Consider the following 24,191-nt stretch of genomic DNA (forward strand, 5'->3'; position numbering starts at 1 on the left):
AATTCACTCCCCACTTTGCTTAATTCCACAAACTGGACAGTAAGTAGAGTTTTTATCGATATGCTCATTACATGAAATACAATTTACCGTTTCACCTTCATTTTCTACTGCTAACATCGGGTTAGGCTTTCCACACGAACCACAAAACTTATCATTTATTGATAAAGGTCCACCACATTCACATGTAGCTTTTTCACCTTGTTGTTTTTGCAATTCAACAATGCGCTTTCTTGCTTGATAAATAGCTACATCAAATTCTTGAACTGGAGCAATCATTTCTTTTAAGCTCGCTTCATTTACTCCACTTCCTCTTAATTGAACATACACTTGCTGTCCAACCTCTAATAGAACCTCTGCTTTTTTCTGCATTTGCACTTGCATTCCCTTTTTCAATTGAGCAATTTCTTGTGCAACTTGCAACTTCATTTTCCCTTGTTCTATTCCTTCTTGTAACTTATTCATTCCACTACCTAACTTCGTCTGTAAATCTGACAAATCATTTCTCCTCCTATACATATATATTCATATATGAAATTAACATTTTATATATTACCATGATTTTCAAGTTATGTAATCCAAATTTCATTTTTTCTGTTTTGAGCATTTTTTGTTTATAATGGTAAAGGAAAGAAATATGTGTACGGAGGAATATTATGCTGCAACACTCAATTACGAAAGATGAAATTATGATGATTGCGAATGAGTTCGTTCAAGGACTAGATCCACAGCAAACAGCTGATCAGGAACATGTCGCTACAGCTCGGCACCTATATCGTAGTGGTGTTGTCTACAACGTTGACTTTGATGGTTATACACTATCAGGAACTGTAGATGCGGAAGGCAACGTATATAGCGTTCATATTCCGATTCGTAATGTCGCTGAAAGTTATTGTGATTGCTTCGCACCAACACAATGTGAGCATATGCTCGCTGTATTACTATCTGCAGCGTCTAGTTTCGGGCAAGTAGGAGATGTATTAACTTTATTTAAAAATAATACGAAACCTTCCCTTCCTCCTATTCGAACTGCAAGACAAGTATTGCAATCATCAGCTTTTGAAGAAACGGATTATAAAAGTTGGGAATCATATTTTGAAAAAGAATATGAATCATTTAAAAAAGAACAAGCTCGCCTTACTTATAAACAAATGTATTTTCTTATGAGTATCTTTACAGATTTCTATACGAAGCTTGAGCGGAAAGCTCCGCGCGTCATCGCCATACATGAATTATTCAGGTTACATGCAGCACTTTACTGCTTTCAAAAATTATTAGAAGAAATCCAGGCATTCGAAGCAAACAAAACGTATTCTTATCACCAACCCGTTAATGTCGTTCGCCTATTTGTAGACAAAGTGGAATCCATCGTTCGGGACTTACAATCAGAAGCGATTCCTTCAGAGTCTGAAATAATTTTGCAAGAAACAGCTCGTCTTGTTCATGAAGTATTCTTCTCTACCGACGCTTATACACAAGAGCGATTTTTCATTTATCGCCACATATGGAGTGAACTTTTAAACAATAAAGAGAAAATACAAGAGGAAGAAAAACGAATCGATACGAAAATCAATCCACTATCTAAAGCATTAGCGTCTTCTCACCTTCTCTTTTTAAATGAAGAAGATCTACTAGCGATGGACTTACTAAAAAAACAGCCTGCTTCTGTTGTGAGTCTATACTTCTATTGGTTAGAAGAACTATTAAGTGCCATGCAGTGGGATCGTGCAAAAAACTGGCTTTCCTTTACGTATAAACAAGTAAAGAAAACGCTCCAAGATCACGAAAATACGATTTTTATAAAAGATATCGTTCGGCTATTTGTAATCATGTATGAAACATACGCAACACATACAAATGAACAAGCTGGTTTTGAAATGATTTTACAAGAACTATTACCGTATAGTTTCACAAACTATGAACAGTACGTACTCGCGAAAAAACAGTATCACACATGGGCAGAGCTTCATCTCTTATATGGGTTTGAAGCAATTGAACTGTTAAAAGAACCACTGAAAGATATTGAGAAAGAAGCACCAGAAGCAGCACTTCCTCTTTATCATCTTGCTGCTGTAGAAGCAATTGAAGAACGAAATCGTAAATCATATAGACGCGCAGTTCGTTACTTAAAGAAATTACGTACATTATATAAACGATTAAAACGCACCGATGAATGGGATGCTTTCATTATTCACATCGCCAATCTCCATTCACGTCTGCGTGCACTACAAGAGGAATTACGGAAAGGAAAATTAATCGATGATCAATCAAACTGAAGTAACAATTAGGCTCCAGCATGTTAGTCAAGGTTGGTTCCTTTGGGGAGAAGATGACAGCGGTACTCCATTATCCGTAACAAGTTGGAAACGAAATGCATTCACATGGCACTCCACTTCTTTCTACGGTACGTTTCTAAAAGAAGCAACCTTCGAAGGAAAACAAGGTGTGCTACTAACAAATGCACAAGCCTTTGAATACATTGCAAACAAACCGATGAATTCCTTTGCACATATTCAACTGAACGGCCCTATTACAGCACTTACAAAGGATGCAAATGAATTATGGGATGCCTTTACGAGCGGTAGCTTCGTACCAGATATGGAGCACTGGCCCAAGCAACCATCTTGGAAAGTTCAAAATACGCCAATTGAAGATGACACATTAGCATCTCTTTTCTCAGCAGCAGTTAATGAAAGCATATTACAAGACAATCGCTCAAATGACGGCTGGGAAGATGCTAAAAGACTATATGAACATTACGACTTTACGAAAAGACAATTGGAAACAGCACTACATGAAGAAGATTGGCTTCGAAAAATTGGTTATATTGAAGATGATCTTCCGTTTACAATCGGACTAAGACTGCAAGAACCACAAGAAGAATTTGAAATGTGGAAACTTGAAACAATCGTGACACCAAAGCGCGGGGCGCATCGCATATATGTATATGAAAACATCGATTCCTTACCGAAAAGATGGCACGATTACGAAGAACGGATTACAGAAACACAAGAAGGTTTTAGTAAGCTCATACCGTGGTTAAAAGAAGGAGATACGTTCCGAAATGAGCTCTTTGAAACAGAAGCTTGGAACTTCTTAACAGAAGCAAGCAATGAATTACTTGCAGCCGGCATTACAATTTTACTACCATCATGGTGGCAAAATTTAAAAGCAACAAAACCGAAATTACGTGTCCAGCTGAAGCAAAATACAGTACAAACACAATCGTTCTTCGGTATGAATACGCTCGTTAATTTTGACTGGCGAATTTCGACGAACGGCATTGATTTATCAGAAAGCGAATTTTTTGAACTCGTTGAACAAAACAAACGTCTATTTAATATAAACGGTCAATGGATGCGACTAGATCCAGCCTTTATCGAAGAAGTAAGGAAACTCATGAACCGTGCCGATAAATACGGACTAGAGATGAAAGATGTCCTGCAGCAACATTTATCAAATACGGCTGAAACAGAAATTGTAGAAGATGATAGTCCGTTTACTGATATTGAAATTGAACTAGATGGATATTATGAGGAACTATTCCAAAAGCTGCTTCATATTGGAGATATTCCAAAAGTAGATGTCCCTACTTCACTAAACGCAACACTTCGTCCATATCAACAACACGGCATTGAATGGTTATTATATTTACGAAAGCTTGGATTTGGAGCATTGCTAGCTGACGATATGGGACTCGGGAAAAGTATTCAAACAATCTCTTACTTACTATATATAAAAGAAAACAATCTCAAAACAGGCCCTGCATTAATCGTAGCGCCGACATCTGTTCTTGGAAATTGGCAAAAAGAATTTGAGCGTTTCGCACCGAATTTACGTGTTCAATTACATTACGGAAGTAATAGAGATAAGGGCAATTCTTTTGAAGATTTCCTTCAATCAGCAGATGTTGTATTAACATCTTATGCATTGGCTCAACTCGATGAGGAAGAACTAACTTCATTATGCTGGGATGCTGTTATTTTGGATGAAGCACAAAATATTAAGAACCCACATACGAAACAGTCGAAAGCAGTACGAAACTTACAAGCAAATCACAAAATCGCTTTAACTGGTACGCCGATGGAAAATCGCCTTGCTGAACTTTGGTCCATTTTCGACTTTATTAATCATGGATATCTCGGAAGCTTAGGGCAATTCCAACGTCGCTTCGTCACACCGATTGAAAAAGATCGTGATGAAGGAAAAATCCAGCAAGTTCAACGGTTTATCTCACCATTTTTACTGCGCCGAACGAAGAAAGATCAAACGGTCGCATTAAATTTACCAGATAAACAAGAACAAAAAGCTTACTGTCCTCTTACTGGTGAACAAGCTTCCTTATATGAACAACTTGTTCAAGATACACTGCAAAATGTCGAAGGATTAAGTGGAATTGAAAGACGCGGCTTTATATTACTTATGCTGAACAAGCTAAAACAAATTTGTAATCATCCAGCTCTTTATTTAAAAGAAGAAGAGCCACAAAATGTCGTTGAACGCTCTATGAAAACAAAAACGTTAATGGAGCTCATCGAAAATATAAAAGATCAAAATGAAAGTTGCCTCATCTTCACTCAATACATCGGCATGGGGAACATGCTAAAACGTGTGCTAGAAGAAAAATTCGGCCAGCGTGTCCTCTTCTTAAACGGTAGTGTGCCGAAAAAAGATCGCGACAAGATGATTGAGGAGTTCCAAAACGGAACGTATGACATTTTCATCTTATCCTTAAAAGCTGGCGGAACAGGATTAAACTTAACCGCTGCCAACCATGTCATTCACTACGACCGTTGGTGGAATCCAGCTGTGGAAAATCAAGCAACAGACCGCGCATATCGCATTGGTCAAAAACGATTTGTTCATGTTCACAAACTTATTACAACAGGAACATTAGAAGAAAAAATTGATGAAATGCTAGAAAGAAAACAATCTCTAAACAATGCGGTCATCACAAGCGATAGCTGGATGACTGAACTATCAACAGACGAACTAAAAGAATTACTTGGTGTATAAAGTGAAACTTGAATCAAGCCAGTTAAGTGGAGTTTTACTACTCGCAAAAAAAGGCGCTAATCTCAAATGAGATTAGCGCTTTTTTCTATTCCAAAACCAATTACTTATTATAATTCCCGTTAATCCGCCGCACGTATCAAGCAATGAATCTTGCCACATTGGTGTGCGGTCTCCCGTATACCATTGGTGAATCTCATCAAATGTTGCATAACCCGCAACGAAAAGAAGGGCATATATAAAACATCTTTTCCTCGAATAACCTGATCGATGAAAAGCGTAATAAATCAATGAACCTAGCATAAAGAACACCATAAAATGAGCACCTTTACGAAGGAAAAACTCAATAAATCCGCCTACACCTTTATTCGCAATACTAACAGGGGTTCCTCCACCATAATCGATAGATACCCATGAAAAATGCTCTTTCACAAATTCAACATTTACATATTGTTCAATATCTGAACGCATATCCTGCTTTTTATATGGTTGTGCCGAAGAATAGAAAATCAGCCCCATCCATAGTAATACAGGAATCCAAAATAACCATTTACGATTCATTATCTAGAATTCTCCTCTCTTAATCTTTTAAGGGTACCAAAAAAAAGAAAAAATTTCACGCCAAAACATGACATTCATGCCCTATTTATAAAGTGAAAGGAGGTGATACACATGGCAATTGAAACAATCGTAATGGATTTAACTTTACGTCTTGTCTTAAACAACGGATTAGATAAGAACGGCAAAACAGTTTTCAAGAGCAAACAATTTAAACGTGTTAAAACAAATGCGAGCTTAGATCAAGTACACAATGTAGCTCATGCTCTAGCTTCCTTACAAGCATCACCACTTCACGCTGTACAACTTGTAAGCACATCAGATCTTTCTAAACTATAAAGTAAAACTTGGATCAGTGGGGATTTTATTCATCCCCGCTGATTATTAGCCCGCAATTTAACCGGCAGACCCAAATCCCGTAAATAGCGGGATAAACACAAAGGAGGGAATAACACATGCAAGTACTAGAGTTGATTTTCGCGAAAGAAGATGGAAAAACAGTCGTTTTTTCTATCGATACGCCCATCACACCAATCGATGCACAAGTCGTAAATCAAGTAATGGATACAATCCTTGCCTCATCTGTATTTTCATCCATTGATGAAAATACAAGAAAAAAGGGAGCTCGCCTTATAGAAAAAAATGTATCTGAAGTTCAAATTACTTTATAAAATAAAAAAGACGAATCTGCATCATTTTGCAGATTCGTCTTTTTTCTTCGGCATTTCAATCGGGATAAAAATCTTTGAAAAACCGACGCATACATACTTATAATGTTCTTCCCCTATATCAAACTCAGTCGTATATGTTGAGAAGAATATATAATCATTTCGCTTCGTATAATGATCGATTAATAACCCAACTTGTGGCTCAACATACTTTTTCGCTAACTTTTTACCGGCCGATGCCAAGTCGCCAAGGAGACCCTCTTCATTCTCTTTTTGAACTTCATCTAGCTTCTTACTCACATCATTACGCTTCATAAACTGCTTCGCTGCCCATTCTGTATATTCTCCTTTACTCGGATTACTGTTTGCTAAATATACTAGGAGAACGACAACTAAAGCCATAATAATATACTTTTTCTTCATACTATATCACCGCCTACTCTTTTCTATTTTCATATATATGTACAAGCGATGCAAATTAGAAAGACTATCACCTATTGATTGTAAACGAATAGCCAAAATTTACAATATGAAATAGAATATTAACAGTAAATTTACTTAATTTATATATAATTATATTCGGAATGAAAATTATAAGGGAGGATATAGAATTATGGATAATGAAAACAACATTTTTATTTCTAGTTCTACAATGATGCTTGAACCATGTAAACACCCTTATTACCGTACAAAAATTATTGACAGTAGCGGAAACCATCTTTACTCCTGTCAAACTGCTCTCCAACTTATACAGAAATCTTGTCTAACAAATATTCATTCTACTTATCAAGGGAGACGTAATGCTGTAAAAACAAAATTTAAATTTAAACAAAACGTTCCAATTCCAATCAATCATAGAGAATATATTTGTGCTTTCCCAACAGAATCTCCTGCTTCTCCAAATTGTATTTGGCTTTTCTTCAAACATGTTCATACAATAGAGTTTTTCAAAAAAGCTAAACGAGCTAAAATTCATTTTTCAAACGGAGCTACCGTAACGATACAAATTAGTCCCCATAAGTTAAGCCAGCAATTATGGAAAGCTGGATATGTATTATCCCAAATGAACATGCAAGATTCATCACCTTAATAACAAATAGAATGGAAGGTAGTATTTCCTTACCTTCCATTCTATTTTCTATTTTTATCCTTTTACACTATCTCGCATTTTCTCAAGTGCTTGCCGATACATCCATCTTACTTGATAATATGTCATTTCCGTCTCTAAAGCGATTTCTCCCATCGTCTTCCCTACAAAAAAACGTTCAAAAATAATATACTTCTCCTTCTCATCTAACACGCTCATAAAATCCTTCACTCTTATTTCAACATCCTCAAAATGAAAGATATCCTCATACTCTCCTACACATACACATCTCTCCTGCACTGCGAACTCTTTCTTCAATCTCTCTAATATATAACCTCGCACCGTTACAACTGCATATGCAGGGAAATACCCCTTCTTTTCATCAAATCTTTCATACGCATGCCAAAGACCGATTAAACCACATTGATAATACTCTTCATAATCTTTACGAATACCTAATTTCTTTATTTGATTTACAATCATCCCTTCATACAAAACAACTGCCTCTTTAAAAGTCGCTGGCTTCACACAGTACCCGTTTCTAAAAGGTATACCTTTCTAGTATTCCGCGGTACCTTCACAATATAAAAATAAAGAAAAGATTTCACTGTGAGTAATTTCAAATACTACCGACGGAATTTGAAATTACACTATGTAGAATTTGAAATTCTGTTGGTGGTATTTGAAATAGGGGTAAAAATAAAAAAGGTGACTCCAAAGAGTCACCTTTTTAAAATAATATGTTATGCACCAAAGCCGCTTACTAAACCTCTTACAACGCCGAATGCAATTGTTAGGATAAAGAAGATTACAATTAAAATCGTAGCTTGTTTCTTACTTAAACCAGCTACAATGTGTAAGCCTAGTCCTGTTAGAATGAGGCTCCAAATATTAAAAATTTCAATTGAAGAGGCAATTCCATGTGCTACTGTCCCTTGTTCAAATAAAGGAGCTAAACTTGTATAAACATCAGTGCCATTTCCATCAAAAATAAAGCCTAATCCTGCATTTAACAATCCGCCGATATAATAAACAAGATTAGCATATAAGTAAATCGATAGTATTTTCATGTACGGTGTATCATTGCTCATAAACATCATAATAATTTTATAAAAACCTGCCGCAATAAAGAGACCTATAGGTGTTCCTAATAGCCCAACAAGTGCGCCTCCACCAAGGGTAAATCCTTTTACCATTGCCCCCGCTTCACCATTTAATTCTTTTGCTAATTCTGGAGTACTAATTAATGTTAAGTAAGACACTGCTGTTGCTATAATCGTTCCTAATATAACAAATAAGAAAAATACTCCCCAAACCGGACTTTTCGTCTTCATTCTCTCAAATTGCTCACCTGGAGAAGTAATCATTCCTAATAATGATGGCTTCTTCGCACCTACATCTTGCGTATTAATATTTGCTTCCATTATAACGCCTCCTTCTATTTATATAACCCGTTCTAACGGGCGGTTCACTTCCTCATATAGAGGCTACGAACCGCCCACTAGAACGGTAATGTGTAGTTCTACTACACTATTAATTACTCATAACGCAATGCTTCAATTGGATCTAATTTCGCAGCTTTATTTGCTGGAATTAATCCGAAAATAATACCGAGTGTCATCGAGAACAGTACGCCTCCAACGACAACTTCCCATGAAACAAGTGGTGGCCATTTTGCGAATGTAGAAACGATATATGCTCCGCCATACCCAAGGCCAATTCCGATCAAACCACCTAGAAGTGTTAACATAACTGCTTCAATTAAAAACTGTAATAAAATTTTACTACGCGTTGCTCCAAGCGCTTTACGTATCCCAATTTCGCGCGTACGCTCCGTTACAGATACAAGCATGATGTTCATAACACCGATACCACCAACGACTAATGAAATACCAGCGATACCACCGATGATCATTGTCATAATGTTAGTAACTTTAGAAACATTTTCTTGGAATTCTTTTAAATTAACCAGTTCATATTTACCCGGAATTTCACTTGGCTTACGGCTATTTAATACATCAACAGCTTGTTTCCCTGCTGCTTCTAAATCGTCTACATTTTTAGCTTGAATTGCGATACTTTGAATTTCATCTGTTCCGTATAAAACAGGCCATAACGTAAGAGGGATTAACGCTTCTTCCATTTCAAATCCCATAAATTCATTATCAGATGTATACACACCGACAATTTGCATCGGTTGTCCTTTCATCTCAATAATTTGTCCTACTGGATTTACACCCTTAAATAACGTCTCTTCTGTTTTTGTACTAATCATCACAACGTTATTTGCATGAGAAATATCTGATTCATTTAAAGTACGTCCCTTTACGACCTTTACTTTATTAACCGCAAAATATTCATTATCAAGACCAATAACATTCAAATTTGCTTTTTTATCATTTACATCAAGCACCTCTGTCGTCTGGTTTGTCGTAATAACATGTGAAACATCTTTCACTTGTTTTACTTCCAAAATATCCTCTTCCGTTAACTTAGGCATTTCAAATCCACCTATAGCAAACTCATCATTAATATCTGGTTTAAATTGAATTGGCATAAGGTTATTACCACCAGAACCTGCGAATTTCGACTTCAGCATCGCTTCTCCGCCTTGCCCAATTGCAACGACAGTAATAATCGAACCTACCCCGATAATAATACCGAGCATCGTAAGAGCAGAACGTAGTTTATGAGCTAAAATAGAAGATAAGGCAATTTTTATACTATCTAGTAAACTCATACCGCACACCTTCTATCTTCTGTAACTTTCCCGTCTCGCAGTACAATGCGGCGGGAAGAATACGCTGCTACTTCCTCTTCATGCGTAACCATAACAATCGTCGTACCTTCTGCATTAAGCTTCGTGAAAATATCCATAACTTGCTCACCAGACTTCGTATCAAGTGCACCAGTCGGTTCATCGGCCATAATGAACGTTGGATTATTCGCAATCGCTCTTGCAATCGCTACACGCTGCTTCTGTCCACCTGATAACTCATTTGGTAAATGATGCACGCGATCTGCCAATCCAACTTTACCTAACGCCTCCAAAGCACGCTTGCGACGCTCCGCTTTCTTCACGCCACCATATACGAGCGGAAGCTCAACATTTTCCACTGCGGAAAGACGAGGTAGTAAATTAAAATGCTGGAATACAAAGCCAATATATTCATTACGAATTAAAGCAAGCTTTGACTCGTCTGCTGTTAAGATATTCACGTCATTCAGCATATATTCGCCTTCTGTTGGACGATCTAAACAACCGATAATATTCATAAGCGTCGACTTACCAGAACCAGACGGCCCCATAATCGAAACGAACTCACCGCTCTGAATTGTTAAACTAATACCATGCAAAATCGGCACCGCCAATTTTCCTTGATAATACGTTTTAGCAATATTATTTAACGTAATCATTTCTCTTTCACTTCCATTCCGTCATACACATCGTCGGAAGGATTTTTAACCACCTTTTGCCCCACTGTTACGCCTTCTACAACCTCTGTCCAATCTCCATCAGTAGAACCTTTTTTCACATTTTGTTTACGAAGCTTTCCTTTCTCCTCAACATAAACAAATGCATCATCGCCTTTTTCTACAATGCTTTTACTTGGAACAGCAACCATCGTCTTATTCTCTAAGTTTACTTGCAGAGAAACGTGATAACCTGGAGATAAACCATCTTGACTATCAAGGCTAGCTTTATATGTATACTGAGACATATTTTGAGTTGCTTCACCCATGCCGCCAGCTTGCGCCATCTCTGCACTTGTTGGGAACTCACTTACCTCTGTAATCTTACCTGTCCACTTCTTCTTATTATTTGCTTTTGCAGTTACAGTGAATGTTTGATCTTTTTGAATTTGTGACTTTTGAAGCTCAGTTAACGTACCTTGAACTTGGAATGGATCTTTAGAAGCTACTTGTAAAAACGCTTTTCCTTGACCACCTAACGCTTGAGATGAACTTTGTGCCGCATCTTTATCTAACTTTTGAACAACACCAGCAAAATTGCTATAAATCGTAAGTTCTTTCTGCTTCTTACTTAACTCTTCTTTCTGCAACTTTCCTTTTTCTTTCTCAAGGTCAATTGTTTTTTGTCCTATCTCTAACTCGTTTACTTGCTCGTCCATCGGATCTGTTACTTCTTTCCCAGCTCCGCTATCTTTCGCCTTCTTAATTTCTTTCTTCAACGAATCAATCTTCTTTTTCCCTTGATCATAACGCATATCCGCCATCTTCTGATCAAGCTCAGCTTGCTTCATTTGAAGGTTAATCTCTTCATTATCATAAGAGAATAACTTCGTGCCTTTCTCTACCTCTTGCCCTTCTTTTACCTCAATATCTTTCACTTTCCCTTTGGCCGGATCTGCATAGAAGCTTTCAATATTACCAGGCTTCACCTGACCAGAAATTAACTTCGTATTATTCAGCTTACGCTCTGTCACTTTCTCAAAACTTACAGCATCAGCATTTGTTGATGCACCCTTCTTCTTACCTTGCATAACAAAAATATTAATTGCCGCTACAATAACAATTAGTGCAATAACCCCAATAATAATCCATTTCTTCTTCTTGTTTGGAGTACGAACCGTATTTGGTAACATATTACCGCTCCTTTTTTTATAACTTAATAGTTTAATATAAAAATTGTATAAAACTTTCTGAAAATAAACTATATATTATTACAATCTTTTTACAAAGTTTTACACATCCATTTATATTGTAACAAAAATTCCAATGATTAGAAATATGACATTATATCTTTTAAGATAGATTTAAGGAAAGAAAAAAGAGCAATTTTAATTGAATGGAAGCCATTCTTTATTAACAAACTTCTTGCCAAAATGAATCATTAAAATCATTTTCCTAATTGCACCATCGCTATTTTGTCATATATATTTGACATTTCATCTATTCAATTATAAAATGTCACATATAAATGACATTTTGGTACAAGAGGTCTACAACCATCAATGGGAGGGTTATATTTGAATAACGTTAAACAATATCGAAAATCTGAAGGTCTATCGCAGCTAGAATTAGCTAAAAAAGTTAACGTAGCGAGACAGACAATAAACTTAATTGAAAACAATAAATATAACCCCTCTTTAGCCTTATGTATCGAATTAGCAAAAGCACTAAAAACAGATTTAAACAGTCTATTTTGGGAGGGAGATTAAATGATGAAAATTGAATGGAAAGAAAGAGTTTATAATAGTTTTGTTGGAACACTAAGTGAGAGAGATGAATACCAAAAACAAGAAATCAATAAAGAGTTATCTGTCGCTGGAATTGGTTTGTGGTGGTTAAATATGTTGGTAATGCTTATTATGTTACTTGTTGATACTATGAACCACACAATATCTATAGGAACTATATTTATTTTTCTATCTAATATGATTTACGCTAATTACTTAGCCTTTAAATTCAAGAAAAAAGGTTTAAGTGATACTGAATGTGCAACAAAAGAAGAATATTTACAACACAAGAAAAAATTAAGAAAAGCTGGCTTAAAAGCAGGTCTGCTTTGGGGCTTTCAAATGTTTGTTTTTATGAATTATATCCTTCCCTATGTAGGCTCAGAAGAAATCTCTATTTCTTTATTTAAGGTTGTAATTTTCATCTGTGGCGGTGGATTTTTCGGTCTAACTATGTACGTGATTGGTTTATTAAATCTAAAAAAATTATATTAAGTAACAAAAATCTTTTACACATTAAACTCCAATTTTACATACTGTTTGTTTTTTCTAAATAAAAATATAAAAGCTATCCAATATAACAATTGGATAGCTTTTCAAACAAAATATTACGCTACTTTAGGATCTTTTCTCTCATGTCCACGTTGAACAATAAATAAGAAGACTGTTGATAAAATTGCTCCTGTTAATAGTAAGATGAAACAACCATCCCAGCCAGAACTATCAACAATAACACCAATTGCTGCGTTAGCTACAAGACTTCCGCCTACATAACCAAATAGACCACACATACCAACTGTCGTACCTACTGCAAATTTCGGTACTAATTCCATCGCACTTAAACCGATTAAGAACTGTGGTACATAAATTAAACAACCGATAATAGAAACTGCAATACTTACAACAAGTACGCTAGTTGCTTGCCAATATATAAACGTACCAATAACAACTCCAACCATACTAATAATACATAATGGCATACGTTTTCCTTTAAATAATTTATCACTTAAAAAACCAACGATTAATGAACTTGGAATTGCCATACCTTCAAAGATTGCATATGCCGCATGCGCTTCTGCTTTTGAAAATCCTTTAACTGTCGTTAAATAAAGTGGAACCCAGTTAATAACACCGAAACGAATTAAATAAACAAAAGCATTCGCAATACATAAGAACCATACAAATTTATTTTTCACTACATACTTCATTAAAATTTCTTTTGGTGACATCTTGTTAGCATTATCTGCTTTTTCAAGATTTTCATAGTCATTACGATACTCATCAATTGGAGGAAGACCTTCAGATTCTGGTGTATCCTTCGCATTGATCCAAACAAGAACTGCAATTACCATTGCGATAATCGCAGGGAAAATAAACACGCCGCCTTGCCAATGATTTTCACCGAAAATACCTACACCAATTCCGACAAGTGGTGGCACAAGCATTCCACCAACGTTATGTGAAATATTCCAAAGACCTGTTTTCGTACCACGTTCTTTCTTCGAGAACCATTTCGTCATAACAATACTACAAGGTGGTGCTCCCATACCTTGTACAATACCGTTAACAACAAGTAATGTAACAATCATCCCAAATGATGATGCAAAGCCGAAACAAATATTTACAAGCCCTGATAAGAATAAACCGACTGCGATAAAGCGCTGGGCGAAAGCTTTATCTGATAAATTCCCCATAAAGAACTTACTAAATCCATAAACAATTGCCATTACTGAGCCTAGTAGACCAATTTCAGCTGTACTAAAACCATATTCTTGTACTAAATACGTACTTGATAACGTAAAGTTACTACGAACTAAATAATAAGCAGCATATCCAACTGAAATCCCGATTAACACACGAATACGTAGTAATCGATATACACGATCGATCATATCCGCTGGCAATCTTTCAATTGCAGGTGCTGGCTTGAGCCATTTAAACATATATTTCCGTCTCCTTTTCTCACTTCAGAGAGAGACGCTGTCTATTCCATATCTCGATTATTCCGCTATTTGATATATTTTGGTTCGTCCTTCTAACCGGCTGTCCTTCTATTTCTTTCTCATTCTTCGCAAACATCGTTGGTACGCCAAACGACACTTTTTCTAAAATATGCCCCGCTTCTTCTGATAAACAATAATCAATAAATAAATCCGCAATAATACCACTCGGTGCACGTTTTAGTTTAGAAATCGCATTAACAGATAACCCTGTTTGCTCAGGTTCGTTACTTAAAATCGGAAAACCTTGTTTTTGAAGCATTCTCTGATCTCCCATAAAGTTGATGCCTATCATATATTCACCGCTCGCAACAAGTTCTGCTGGGATGTAACCATTCACTGTTACTTCTCCAACTTGTTCTGCCAGACTCTTCACATATTCCTTCGCTTCCTCTTCACCTAACGTATCAATAAGTGACTGGAAAAACGTATATGCTGTACCTGAAACATTTGGATCGGGCATGACAATCTTTCCCTTATATACTGGATTCAATAAATCTTTCCATCTTAACGGATACGAGAGACCGAGCGGCGCTATTTCCTCGTTCCACCGCTCTTTATTAATCGCAATTGCCAGCTTCTCCACTTCATAACCGTACCAATAACCATCTTTATCTTTAACAGTTTTTGAAATACGATTTGCATGTTGGCTTATCACAGGAATAGAAAGATTTTTTTGCTTCATCATTTGATGCGCATCTACTGTACCGCCAATAATAATATCCGCCTTCGGATTTCCAGCTTCTTCTTCCACTCTACGAAGAAGTTCTTCTGTTGAAAGACGAATAAATTCATACGTACATCCGCGCGGCTTACAAAATGATGAAAGTAACGCTTCACCAACTTCCTCACGAGCCGCCACATACGCAACAATATGACGATCATCCAAAATAGGGAGACCATTTTTACTATATTTAATAGAGGTTGTATCTCGAGAGCAACTAGACATCGCTCCTCCAATTACTAGCAAAAAGAAGAAAAAGGCTATCTTTCTCATGACGCATTCTCCTTTACGAATAACTCTGCTAGAGAGCTTTTCATATACATGACATTTCCGTTATTATCACCGAGATATTGCACAACAAAGTACGATGGATACACAGAAATCGTAAGAATATCTTCACGATCATTCTTTACACGCTTACCTGTTTTATAAGCTGTAATATAAGCAATCGGTTCATTCTGCGATTGTAATAACTTCTGAATTTCTCCGTAATCTGTAATTTGCTTTGCGTATCGAATAGAATCAAGTATGTGCGTAAGATTGATAGTACGTACCACATCACCTTGACGTACTACGACATCCTTTGCTGAAGTAAAGAAATCACTAATACGCTCTGGTGTGTAATACAGGCTTAATAAATACGTTTGAAGTGCTGAAATCATCGGATCCATGCCATTCTTTCCGTATACATTTTCCCCATACTGGAACAAGTCACCTACTGCAAAAGTACGCTTATGTCCATTCAAGTACGTTACTTCTCCAGTAAATACTTGTTCTTGGCTCTTAACGTCCCCAGGCTCTATTCGAATTCGGTCAAAGAATGAAACAATTGTATGCAAACGAACTTCATCCGTTACAACGATTTCTCCCCACTTTTCATGTCTTACTTTCACTTCAATTGGAAGAGATTCATTCACCCTTTGTAAAACGGCTTGTTTATCATTTACAATGTTGATTCGATTATATATTTGCTTCTCCATAACATAAAACAAAACAAGAGAAACAACCATACAAATGACAAACATAAGAATTTGAAATGATAGCCTTTTCATTTCTGCCTACCTCCAAGATAAAAAAACGTTGTTTCGAAAATACCGCATAATTGTTTCATAAATGTATCATTTAACCGCTTTCAAGTTTTTTATGTCTTCCATCCTTCTCGGAAGCAAAAATGTAATGAATATTGTAGTACCTATTTCTTCACTACTCTCAATCCGCATGCTTCCGCCCTGCTTATTCATAATCTCCTGACAAATATACAAACCATAACCATTCCCATAACTAGAAGGAAGTGCCTTTCCTTTCGGAGACTCATTCCACTCTGCAAGCACCTCTTCGTCTATACCGATCCCATCATCATGAACAAAAACCTTCGCCTCATGCTCATTTACAATTACATTCATACGAATATGCGAAGCATCACTATACTTAATTGCATTATCAAGCACATTTAAGAAAATTTGCTTCGTCTTATCAAAATCCGCAACAACATGTACATCTGTTAACTCATTTATCACTTCAATTTCAAACTGATTTAGACGAGGCTTCACAATTGAAACTGCTTCCTCTGCCAATTCCTTTATGTTCACAACTGTAGGAGACACTTCAAACGTACTCGTTCCATATTTCGAGGACTTAAGCAGCTCCTCTACAAGTGATAATAAACGCTCACTTTCCACAGCCACATAACGGAGACTTTCCTGTACATCTTCTTTCGATTGTAACTTCGGAATTAAATCAACATAACCGATAATTGCCGTTAGCGGTGTTTTTAGCTCATGCGTAATACGGTCTAGGAAATCTTTCTGCTTCTCTTTCTCCTCCTGCAATTGCTTAATATGCAGCTCAATTCCATCAGCCATCGCATTAAAAGATGCTGAAAGCTGAGCGATTTCCACGTACTCATTTAACTCAATCTTACTCTTATAATCACCATTCGCGAGCCTCTGTGCCATTTGTCTCAACTGATCAATTGGTTTATGAAGAGACTTCGCCAAACGAATCGCAAAGAAAATACCGGTAGCTACTAAACAAAGAGACGTCATTAAGAAAGTCCAGCTCACATTTGTTAAAACTTCCTTCTCACCCGTTAACTCATTTATATAACGAATACTTCCAATGACATCGTTTCCATAATAAACCGGGCTTGAAAACAAAAGAATGGGAGCGGGATCCGCCTCCTCAAAAACATAAGACTTCTTCCCCTTCAAGGAACTCTCAATGTCGATGTTACGGTGAAGCAATGCTCCTTTTTGTGTATCTGCAACAACATCGCCATTCTTCCCGATCATCTGCACACGGACATCCATACGCTTCGCTAAATACGACGCAATTAAAAGTGAATTCGGACCAAGCGTATCCACTTCTGCTTCCTTCTCTAAATAATTCATCGTATAAATTTGCGCTTCTACACTTAACTTTTCTAAAGAATCTGCTGCGTTATGATACATATTCTTTTCTAACGTAATATAAACAACTGCATATAAAAGAACAAAAATCGGAATTAACAGCCCAACTATTCCGAACACCATATTTCGCTTTAAAGACATACCATCACCACTTAACAATCCAGTTTATAGCCAACGCCATAAATTGTCTTAATATATTCTCCACTCGTCCCAAGCTTCTTGCGAAGTCTCTGCACCATAATATCAACTGCTCTCGTATTTCCGATATACTCAAATCCCCATACTTTCTCAAGCAACTCATCCCTCATAAACACACGCTGCGGATTTGAAACAAATAACTGACATAAATTAAACTCTCGGTACGTTAACTGAATCTCTTGTCCACTCACATGTACCTTTCTTTCCTTAGGACAAATCACGATCTCTCCAGCCTCAATTACTTCATGACTTACAGCAGTCTCCGTCTTCTTTACACGCCGCGCCATATTCTTAACTCGAAGAATAAGCTCCGCATAATTAAACGGCTTCGTCACATAATCATCAGCACCAAGCTGCAAGCCCAGCAACTTATCATTCATCTGACTCTTTGCCGTTAACATAAGCACCGGAATATCCCTATCCCTCTCACGGAACAAACGAAGCAACTCATACCCATCCGTGTCCGGAAGCATAACATCCAAAATCAATACATCCGGCCCTTCATTCCATTTCTCTAAAGCTTCTCTCCCATCAGCCGCTGCCAACACTTCATAACCTTCCATCTCCAACTGCATCCGAATCAAATTACGAATACTCGATTCATCATCAACCACAAGTATTTTCATCATTCTCCTCCTTCCACCACGTATTATAGTACAGTTTAGTATAGCAAAAATCCTATAAAAAAAGAGAGGGTATTGTCGAACATATTTTGTCGACGATACCCTCTCTTTCACTTATTATATTTATTTAGCATATCCATTCGGTTGCTTTTGATGCCAATTCCAAGCATGTTCAATGATTGTCTTAACATTTACATACTTAGGATCCCATCCTAGCTTCTCTTTCGCTTTCTTAGAAGAAGCAACTAAACGTGCTGGATCGCCCGCACGGCGCGGTGCTACCTCAGCAGGAATTTCATGATTTGTAACCTCACGAACTGCATCAACGATTTCTTTTACACTGAAACCATTACCATTTCCTAAGTTATAGAAATCACTCTCTCCGCCGTTCTGCAAGTCTTTAAGCCCTAAGAAATGAGCCGCTACTAAATCTTCAACATGAATATAATCACGGATACAAGTACCGTCTGGTGTATTATAATCATCACCAAACATCATAATCTTCTCACGTTGACCTAAAGCCACTTGCAACACAAGAGGAATTAAATGTGTCTCTGGGCGATGATCTTCTCCAATAATACCATTTGGAGTTGCACCAGCCACGTTAAAGTATCTGAAAATCTTATAACGTAAATTAGAAGCTTGGCTATACCAATGAAGCATCTTCTCGATTGCTAACTTCGTCTCTCCATACGTATTCGTTGGATTTGTCATCGTTTCCTCAGTAATAAGATCCACATCTACCTCACCATACGTTGCTGCAGTAGAAGAGAAAATAAACTTATCTACCTTAAACTCATCCATCACTTCTAACAAGCAAAGGGCACCATACACATTATTATTATAATATTGAAGGGGCTTTTCCATACTAACTCCAACTAAAGAATCAGCTGCAAAGTGCATAACCGCCTCAATATTTTCTTTTTTAAAAACATCCCTTAAAAAGGATTTATCACGAAGGTCACCATTATAAAACTTCGCGCCTTCCGTAATTGCATCTTCATGACCAGTTTGTAAGTTATCTACCACTACTACCGATAAACCTTCGTCTACTAATTTTTTCACAGCGTGAGAACCGATGTAGCCAGCTCCGCCACAGATTAGGATTGAGTTCATTGTTTTCCTCCTACTATTTCAAATATCTTAATTATAAAAGGAAAAGGTATACGATAACTCGTACACCTTTTATCTCTCCTTCATTACTTAGCTACAAAATAATCAGTTACATACTTCGCCCAAACGTCATGTCCTTTTGCACTTGGGAAACCGAATTCTTCTTGTAGGTATGGTAAAATTGCTTTCGTTGAAGCATCCGGCCATGCTGCCCAATGATCAATATATGTATAATTATTTTGCGTCGCAAATTGTTTTAATGCTTCAATCGATTTCGGATAATTCTTCGCACCATACACTGGATTTGATGGTTGAATCATAATCGTAGCGCCTTTTGCACTAGTAGAAAGTGCTTGAACAAACTTCTGTGTATTCACAACAGAGTTCCCATTACCAGTTTTACCGTTATCAGTAATGAATGGTGGTTCAAATAAAATCACATCTGGATTGTCTTTCGCAATCTCTTTATCACGCTTATTCGCGATTAACTCTTCTGTGCTTTCACCCTTATATTCCTTTACCGTCACATTCCATAAACCTTTACCGTAAGCTGTTTCTAAATTAGTTGTTAACTTAGCTGCCCAAGCATCTTTTGCAGATGAAGAAGCTTCATCACCAACAATAACAAGATTTACTGCCTTTTTATCCTCAGTAGCTTTCTTTAACTTCTCTTTCACTGCATCTGGCAAGTTCTTCGCGTATGCTTCATTAAAAGATGACTTCGTATCTTGTTTTTTCTCTTCCTTTTTCTCTTCTTTCTTCGCTCCGCTATCTTTCACTTCAACCTTTGTTTTCGTTACTTCACTCGTTTGTCCCGTTGCATTCGCAATCTTCTTATTCCAGTGCAATTTACCACTTACAACCGAAGCGACAAACAATACAAAAATAACAAGGACAAGTACTGCTTTCTTATTCATCAATTCACCTCATCTATTAATCTCACAATATATAATATTAATATAAATCCATGCAAAAATAAACCCAACTCCTTCCAAAGGAGTTGGGTTATTACATATTATTTAGTCACTTCAAGATGCGCTCTTAACTTATTCGTTAAATCTTGTTTTGCTGCATCTGGAACGTAGTAGTACCAAATACCATCAGCAGCTTTGTGTCCGTCACCCGGGATTTGGATATCTTCACTATTCTGCAGACAATCTTTATAGTTCTTTTGCATATCAAACATTTGATCTTGCGTTAAGTTTGTCTTCACATTTTTTTGAATCGCTGTAAGTACATCTCCATAGCTTGATAAAGAAGAGAAGCTTGCACCTTTCTTAATAACGGCCTGCATTACTTGACGTTGACGCATTTGACGACCGAAGTCACCTCGCGGGTCTTCATAGCGCATACGTGTAAATGATAGTGCCTCATTACCTGTTAAATGAATATTTCCTTTAGCAAAATGATGATTATCTTGTGTAAATTCTAAATCATTATTAACATCTACGCCACCGACTGCATCTACAATATCCTTAAAGCCTTCCATGTTCACTTCAATATAATAGTTGATAGGAACATTCAAGAATTTTTCCACTGTCGCTACAGACATGTCTACCCCACCAAATGCATAGGCATGGTTAATTTTATCACTTTTTCCTTTTCCAACGATCTCTGTGTATGTATCACGAGGGATACTTACTGTTTTCATTGAATTATTTTTTGGATTTAACGTGATGAGCATTAATGAATCTGAACGACCTTTATCTTTACCGCGCTCATCTGCACCTAGTAGTAAAATTGAAACAGGTTCAGATTTATTGATTTTTTCTTCTTGTTTATTACCTTGATCGCGTTTTAATGGTTTATGAACTTCATCTAATGTTTTTGAAACCGAAGAATATATATTATAAGCGTAAACCCCTCCACCTATAATTAGTACCCCTATGATTCCTAATATCCAAAATAGGATTTTCTTTTTCATTGCTATAGACCTCTTCTTTCCATTATTCCGAACTATTTTTCAGATAATACAAATACTAACTTAGTCTAATATACTATGATTAATATTCTCTAACTAATATATCATCTTTTACACACTAGGCTTTTAATTATTTAATTTTATAATAATCTACATACCAATTAGCAAATTCTTGTAAACCTTTTTCAATGGATGTTTCAGGTTTAAATTCAACAGCTTTCTGCAATAAATCCGTTGATGCATAAGTAGCTGGTACATCCCCAGGTTTAATAGGTTCAAACTCCTTTTTAAACTCTACCACTCTTCCTAAGGAGTTACTTAACGCTTTCTCTAACGCTTTAATAAATACCATCAACTTTTCAGGATTATTATTACCAATATTAAATACCTTATGCTTTACATCTTCTATAGGAGGATTATTTAAAAGGCGTTGGATCCCTTCAACAATATCATCTATATAGGTAAAATCACGATATAAGTCGTTTTCAAAATCTCCATTATTAAAAATCTTAATTGACTCACCAGCAAAATACTTATCGGTAAATCCAAAATAAGCCATATCTGGACGTCCCATAGGGCCATACACCGTAAAGAAGCGAAGTCCAGTAGCAGGAATTTTGTACAAGTGACTATACGTATGTGCCATTAATTCATTTGATTTCTTAGTAGATGCATAAAGTGATACTGGATTGTCTACAAAATCTGTTTCCTCAAATGGCACCTTTTTATTAGCACCGTAAACAGAACTAGATGATGCATATACAAGATGATCTACTGGGTAATGTCTACAAGCCTCTAGGATATTATAGAAGCCTATAATATTACTTTGAATGTATACATCTGGATTTTCAATGGAATATCTTACACCTGCTTGTGCGGCTAAATTCACGACAATATTTGGCTTGTACTCCTCAAAGAGCTTGATAATCATATCCTTATCGGAAATATCACCTTTCATAAAGGTGAAGTTCTCATATGGCTTAAGTTGCTCTAGACGAGCATGTTTAAGATTCACATCATAATAATCATTTATATTATCAATACCTATTACTTTGCAACCTTGTTCTAATAATTTTTTAGATAAGAAGTATCCTACAAAACCAGCCACTCCCGTAACAAAGTATATTTTACTATTATCTAGAGGTTTGTAATTCAACGCTATCCAACTCCTTCATACGGTCTCTACTTGTTGATTTTCTACCAATAGAATGATACTCTATACCCACTTCTTGCATCACTTGAACATCATAAATATTTCTTCCATCATAAATTAAAGGTGTTCTCATTAATTTTTTATACATTTCTGGAGTTAATGCCTTCACTTCTCCCCATTCTGTGAAAATGAAGCACGCATTTGCACCTTCTAAAGCCTTTTCAATATCCGTAACATATGTGATATTTCCGTTCTTATTTTTCCCCTCTGGATACACTTTAGCAAAGTTACTCGCACCTACCGGGTCAAACGCGTAAATATCTGCTCCTTGTTCCAACAATAGCGGAATATTTTCAAGAGAGGCCGCTTCTCTTAAATCATCTGTACCAGGCTTAAACGTTAATCCTAGTACAGCCACTTTAAGTCCATTGAAGGTAATTAACCTTTGACTTGCTTTTTTGTATAACAAAGTTTTTTGATCTTTATTCACATCGATTGCAGCTTTTACCGTTCTTAACTCATAACCATTTTGTCTTGCTAAATATTCTAACGCTTTTGTATCTTTAGGGAAACATGATCCACCAAAACCGATACCTGCGTTTAAGAACTTACTACCAATACGCTCATCAAAACTCATACCTTTTGCAACATCTTGAATATCTGCTCCAACTAATTCACAAAGATTTGCAATATCATTCATATAAGAAATTTTAAGAGCTAAGAAATCATTAGAAGCATACTTAATCATTTCAGCTGACCTTCTATTAACAGAAACAATTGGCAAATGGAATGGTTTATAAAGGTTCATTAACACTTCCTCAGCCCATTTACTTTCTGTACCAATAACAATCCTTTCTGCATATAACGTATCGTGAACAGCAGAACCTTGCGCTAAAAACTCTGGATTCGATGCTACTTCTACTTTCACATCATGAACTAAAAAGTCTTGAATAAACTGCTCAACTTTATCATTTGTTCCAATTGGAACAGTTGATTTCACAACAACAAGGCAATCTTTTTCTACACTTTCAGCAATTTGTTTCGCCACAGTTGCAATGTATGAAAGATTTGCAGAACCGTCTGCTTTCTCTGGAGTTCCTACACCAATAAAAATTGCATCTGCGTCTCTGTATGCCGATTTGTAATCTGTTGTATAATCAATTCTTCCAGCGGCGTAATTTTTTTGCATTAATTCCTCCAAATCCGCTTCATAAATTGGTGAAACACCAGATTTCATTAGATTTACTTTCTTTTCATCAATATCAACACAAGTAACTTGGTGTCCAACTTCTGCAAAACACACACCAGCTACTAACCCTACATAGCCAGTTCCTGCAACTGAAATTTTCATTTTCCGATTATTCACAATATTACTCTTTGAATCATTAGTCATAAAAAAACTTCCTTTTTATATTTATTATTAAACCATTAGTTCTCTCGCCTGTAATAATATATCATTAAGAATTCTGGATACTCATATGAAATAACAATACCCCTGTTTTAGGGTAATAACTCTAAGATTATAGT

25 protein-coding genes are annotated in these 24,191 nt (G+C 36.4%); 7 read left to right on the forward strand and 18 right to left on the reverse strand.

Annotated elements, in window-relative coordinates; all coding sequences use genetic code 11:
* Positions 1-3: 3 nt before the first annotated feature.
* Positions 4-495 (reverse strand): zinc ribbon domain-containing protein, encoded by a 492-nt coding sequence (locus tag M1D73_RS26640; protein WP_001281753.1) that lies wholly within the window; start codon positions 493-495, stop codon positions 4-6.
* A gap of 158 nt (positions 496-653) precedes the next feature.
* On the opposite strand from M1D73_RS26640, the gene M1D73_RS26645 reads away from it, so the two are divergent.
* On the forward strand, positions 654-2,273 hold the full coding sequence (locus M1D73_RS26645) for an SWIM zinc finger family protein (protein WP_016123792.1): 1,620 nt from the start codon (positions 654-656) through the stop codon (positions 2,271-2,273).
* On the forward strand, positions 2,257-5,013 hold the full coding sequence (locus tag M1D73_RS26650; RefSeq protein ID WP_000610119.1) for a DEAD/DEAH box helicase: 2,757 nt from the start codon (positions 2,257-2,259) through the stop codon (positions 5,011-5,013). The genes M1D73_RS26645 and M1D73_RS26650 overlap by 17 nt, the downstream gene beginning before the upstream one ends.
* Positions 5,014-5,085: 72 nt before the next feature.
* On the opposite strand, the gene M1D73_RS26655 is transcribed toward M1D73_RS26650, so the two are convergent.
* Positions 5,086-5,571, reverse strand: coding sequence for a VanZ family protein (locus tag M1D73_RS26655; RefSeq protein ID WP_001080709.1), 486 nt, complete (start codon positions 5,569-5,571; stop codon positions 5,086-5,088).
* Between the two features lie 111 nt (positions 5,572-5,682).
* Between M1D73_RS26655 and M1D73_RS26660 the strand changes: the two genes are divergently transcribed.
* Positions 5,683-5,907 (forward strand): DUF1659 domain-containing protein, encoded by a 225-nt coding sequence (locus M1D73_RS26660; RefSeq protein WP_000963861.1) that lies wholly within the window; start codon positions 5,683-5,685, stop codon positions 5,905-5,907.
* Between the two features lie 116 nt (positions 5,908-6,023).
* A complete protein-coding gene (locus M1D73_RS26665; RefSeq protein ID WP_001197591.1) occupies positions 6,024-6,239 on the forward strand; it encodes a DUF2922 domain-containing protein in 216 nt (71 codons plus the stop codon).
* A gap of 21 nt (positions 6,240-6,260) precedes the next feature.
* Here M1D73_RS26665 and M1D73_RS26670 read toward each other — a convergent pair whose 3' ends face one another.
* A complete protein-coding gene (locus M1D73_RS26670; protein WP_000731405.1) occupies positions 6,261-6,659 on the reverse strand; it encodes a DUF4359 domain-containing protein in 399 nt (132 codons plus the stop codon).
* 190 nt (positions 6,660-6,849) lie between these two features.
* On the opposite strand from M1D73_RS26670, the gene M1D73_RS26675 reads away from it, so the two are divergent.
* Positions 6,850-7,326, forward strand: a complete 477-nt coding sequence (locus M1D73_RS26675) for a competence protein ComK (protein WP_000368312.1) — start codon at positions 6,850-6,852, stop codon at positions 7,324-7,326.
* A gap of 54 nt (positions 7,327-7,380) precedes the next feature.
* Here M1D73_RS26675 and M1D73_RS26680 read toward each other — a convergent pair whose 3' ends face one another.
* From M1D73_RS26680 to M1D73_RS26700, 5 genes are all read right to left on the reverse strand, one after another.
* Positions 7,381-7,851, reverse strand: a complete 471-nt coding sequence (locus M1D73_RS26680) for a sigma-70 family RNA polymerase sigma factor (RefSeq protein ID WP_002025078.1) — start codon at positions 7,849-7,851, stop codon at positions 7,381-7,383.
* A 215-nt stretch (positions 7,852-8,066) separates the two neighbouring features.
* Positions 8,067-8,747 carry a YknW family membrane protein gene (gene yknW / locus M1D73_RS26685; protein ID WP_000387927.1) on the reverse strand — a complete coding sequence of 227 codons (681 nt, stop codon included), beginning with the start codon at positions 8,745-8,747 and terminating at the stop codon, positions 8,067-8,069.
* Between the two features lie 113 nt (positions 8,748-8,860).
* Entirely contained in the window at positions 8,861-10,063 is a 1,203-nt protein-coding gene (locus M1D73_RS26690) for an ABC transporter permease (RefSeq protein ID WP_000054365.1), read from the reverse strand.
* The gene (locus M1D73_RS26695) at positions 10,060-10,740 is read right to left on the reverse strand and encodes an ABC transporter ATP-binding protein (protein WP_000631624.1); all 681 of its coding nucleotides are present in this window, start codon (positions 10,738-10,740) and stop codon (positions 10,060-10,062) included. The genes M1D73_RS26690 and M1D73_RS26695 overlap by 4 nt, the downstream gene beginning before the upstream one ends.
* The gene (locus M1D73_RS26700) at positions 10,737-11,930 is read right to left on the reverse strand and encodes an efflux RND transporter periplasmic adaptor subunit (RefSeq protein ID WP_000937320.1); all 1,194 of its coding nucleotides are present in this window, start codon (positions 11,928-11,930) and stop codon (positions 10,737-10,739) included. Before M1D73_RS26700 ends, M1D73_RS26695 begins: the two co-directional genes overlap by 4 nt.
* A 384-nt stretch (positions 11,931-12,314) precedes the next feature.
* Between M1D73_RS26700 and M1D73_RS26705 the strand changes: the two genes are divergently transcribed.
* Together M1D73_RS26705 and M1D73_RS26710 are read left to right on the forward strand one after the other, a co-directional pair.
* The gene (locus M1D73_RS26705; RefSeq protein WP_001067016.1) at positions 12,315-12,506 is read left to right on the forward strand and encodes a helix-turn-helix transcriptional regulator; all 192 of its coding nucleotides are present in this window, start codon (positions 12,315-12,317) and stop codon (positions 12,504-12,506) included.
* Complete coding sequence (locus M1D73_RS26710; protein WP_000975588.1) at positions 12,507-13,019, forward strand: DUF3278 domain-containing protein; 513 nt, start codon at positions 12,507-12,509, stop codon at positions 13,017-13,019.
* A gap of 113 nt (positions 13,020-13,132) precedes the next feature.
* Here M1D73_RS26710 and pgtP read toward each other — a convergent pair whose 3' ends face one another.
* From pgtP to M1D73_RS26760, 10 genes are all read right to left on the reverse strand, one after another.
* Positions 13,133-14,467, reverse strand: coding sequence for an MFS transporter (gene pgtP / locus M1D73_RS26715; RefSeq protein WP_000477600.1), 1,335 nt, complete (start codon positions 14,465-14,467; stop codon positions 13,133-13,135).
* A 19-nt stretch (positions 14,468-14,486) separates the two neighbouring features.
* Positions 14,487-15,521, reverse strand: coding sequence for an ABC transporter substrate-binding protein (locus M1D73_RS26720; RefSeq protein ID WP_001225644.1), 1,035 nt, complete (start codon positions 15,519-15,521; stop codon positions 14,487-14,489).
* Positions 15,518-16,300 carry a DUF3919 family protein gene (locus tag M1D73_RS26725; RefSeq protein WP_121868345.1) on the reverse strand — a complete coding sequence of 261 codons (783 nt, stop codon included), beginning with the start codon at positions 16,298-16,300 and terminating at the stop codon, positions 15,518-15,520. Before M1D73_RS26725 ends, M1D73_RS26720 begins: the two co-directional genes overlap by 4 nt.
* Before the next feature lie 66 nt (positions 16,301-16,366).
* Positions 16,367-17,797 (reverse strand): HAMP domain-containing sensor histidine kinase, encoded by a 1,431-nt coding sequence (locus M1D73_RS26730; protein WP_481157981.1) that lies wholly within the window; start codon positions 17,795-17,797, stop codon positions 16,367-16,369.
* An 11-nt stretch (positions 17,798-17,808) separates the two neighbouring features.
* On the reverse strand, positions 17,809-18,480 hold the full coding sequence (locus M1D73_RS26735; RefSeq protein ID WP_047792168.1) for a response regulator transcription factor: 672 nt from the start codon (positions 18,478-18,480) through the stop codon (positions 17,809-17,811).
* A gap of 120 nt (positions 18,481-18,600) precedes the next feature.
* Positions 18,601-19,593, reverse strand: coding sequence for a UDP-glucose 4-epimerase GalE (gene galE / locus M1D73_RS26740; RefSeq protein ID WP_098390429.1), 993 nt, complete (start codon positions 19,591-19,593; stop codon positions 18,601-18,603).
* Positions 19,594-19,676: 83 nt separating this feature from the next.
* A complete protein-coding gene (locus M1D73_RS26745) occupies positions 19,677-20,507 on the reverse strand; it encodes an SGNH/GDSL hydrolase family protein (RefSeq protein ID WP_046393094.1) in 831 nt (276 codons plus the stop codon).
* 98 nt (positions 20,508-20,605) lie between these two features.
* Positions 20,606-21,514, reverse strand: a complete 909-nt coding sequence (gene tagU / locus M1D73_RS26750) for a polyisoprenyl-teichoic acid--peptidoglycan teichoic acid transferase TagU (protein WP_016099301.1) — start codon at positions 21,512-21,514, stop codon at positions 20,606-20,608.
* A gap of 127 nt (positions 21,515-21,641) precedes the next feature.
* Positions 21,642-22,667, reverse strand: a complete 1,026-nt coding sequence (locus M1D73_RS26755; protein WP_046393095.1) for a GDP-mannose 4,6-dehydratase — start codon at positions 22,665-22,667, stop codon at positions 21,642-21,644.
* A complete protein-coding gene (locus tag M1D73_RS26760; RefSeq protein WP_046393096.1) occupies positions 22,645-24,057 on the reverse strand; it encodes a UDP-glucose dehydrogenase family protein in 1,413 nt (470 codons plus the stop codon). The genes M1D73_RS26755 and M1D73_RS26760 overlap by 23 nt, the downstream gene beginning before the upstream one ends.
* Between the last annotated feature and the right edge of the window lie 134 nt (positions 24,058-24,191).

Source organism: Bacillus sp. PK3-067 (assembly GCF_056738645.1).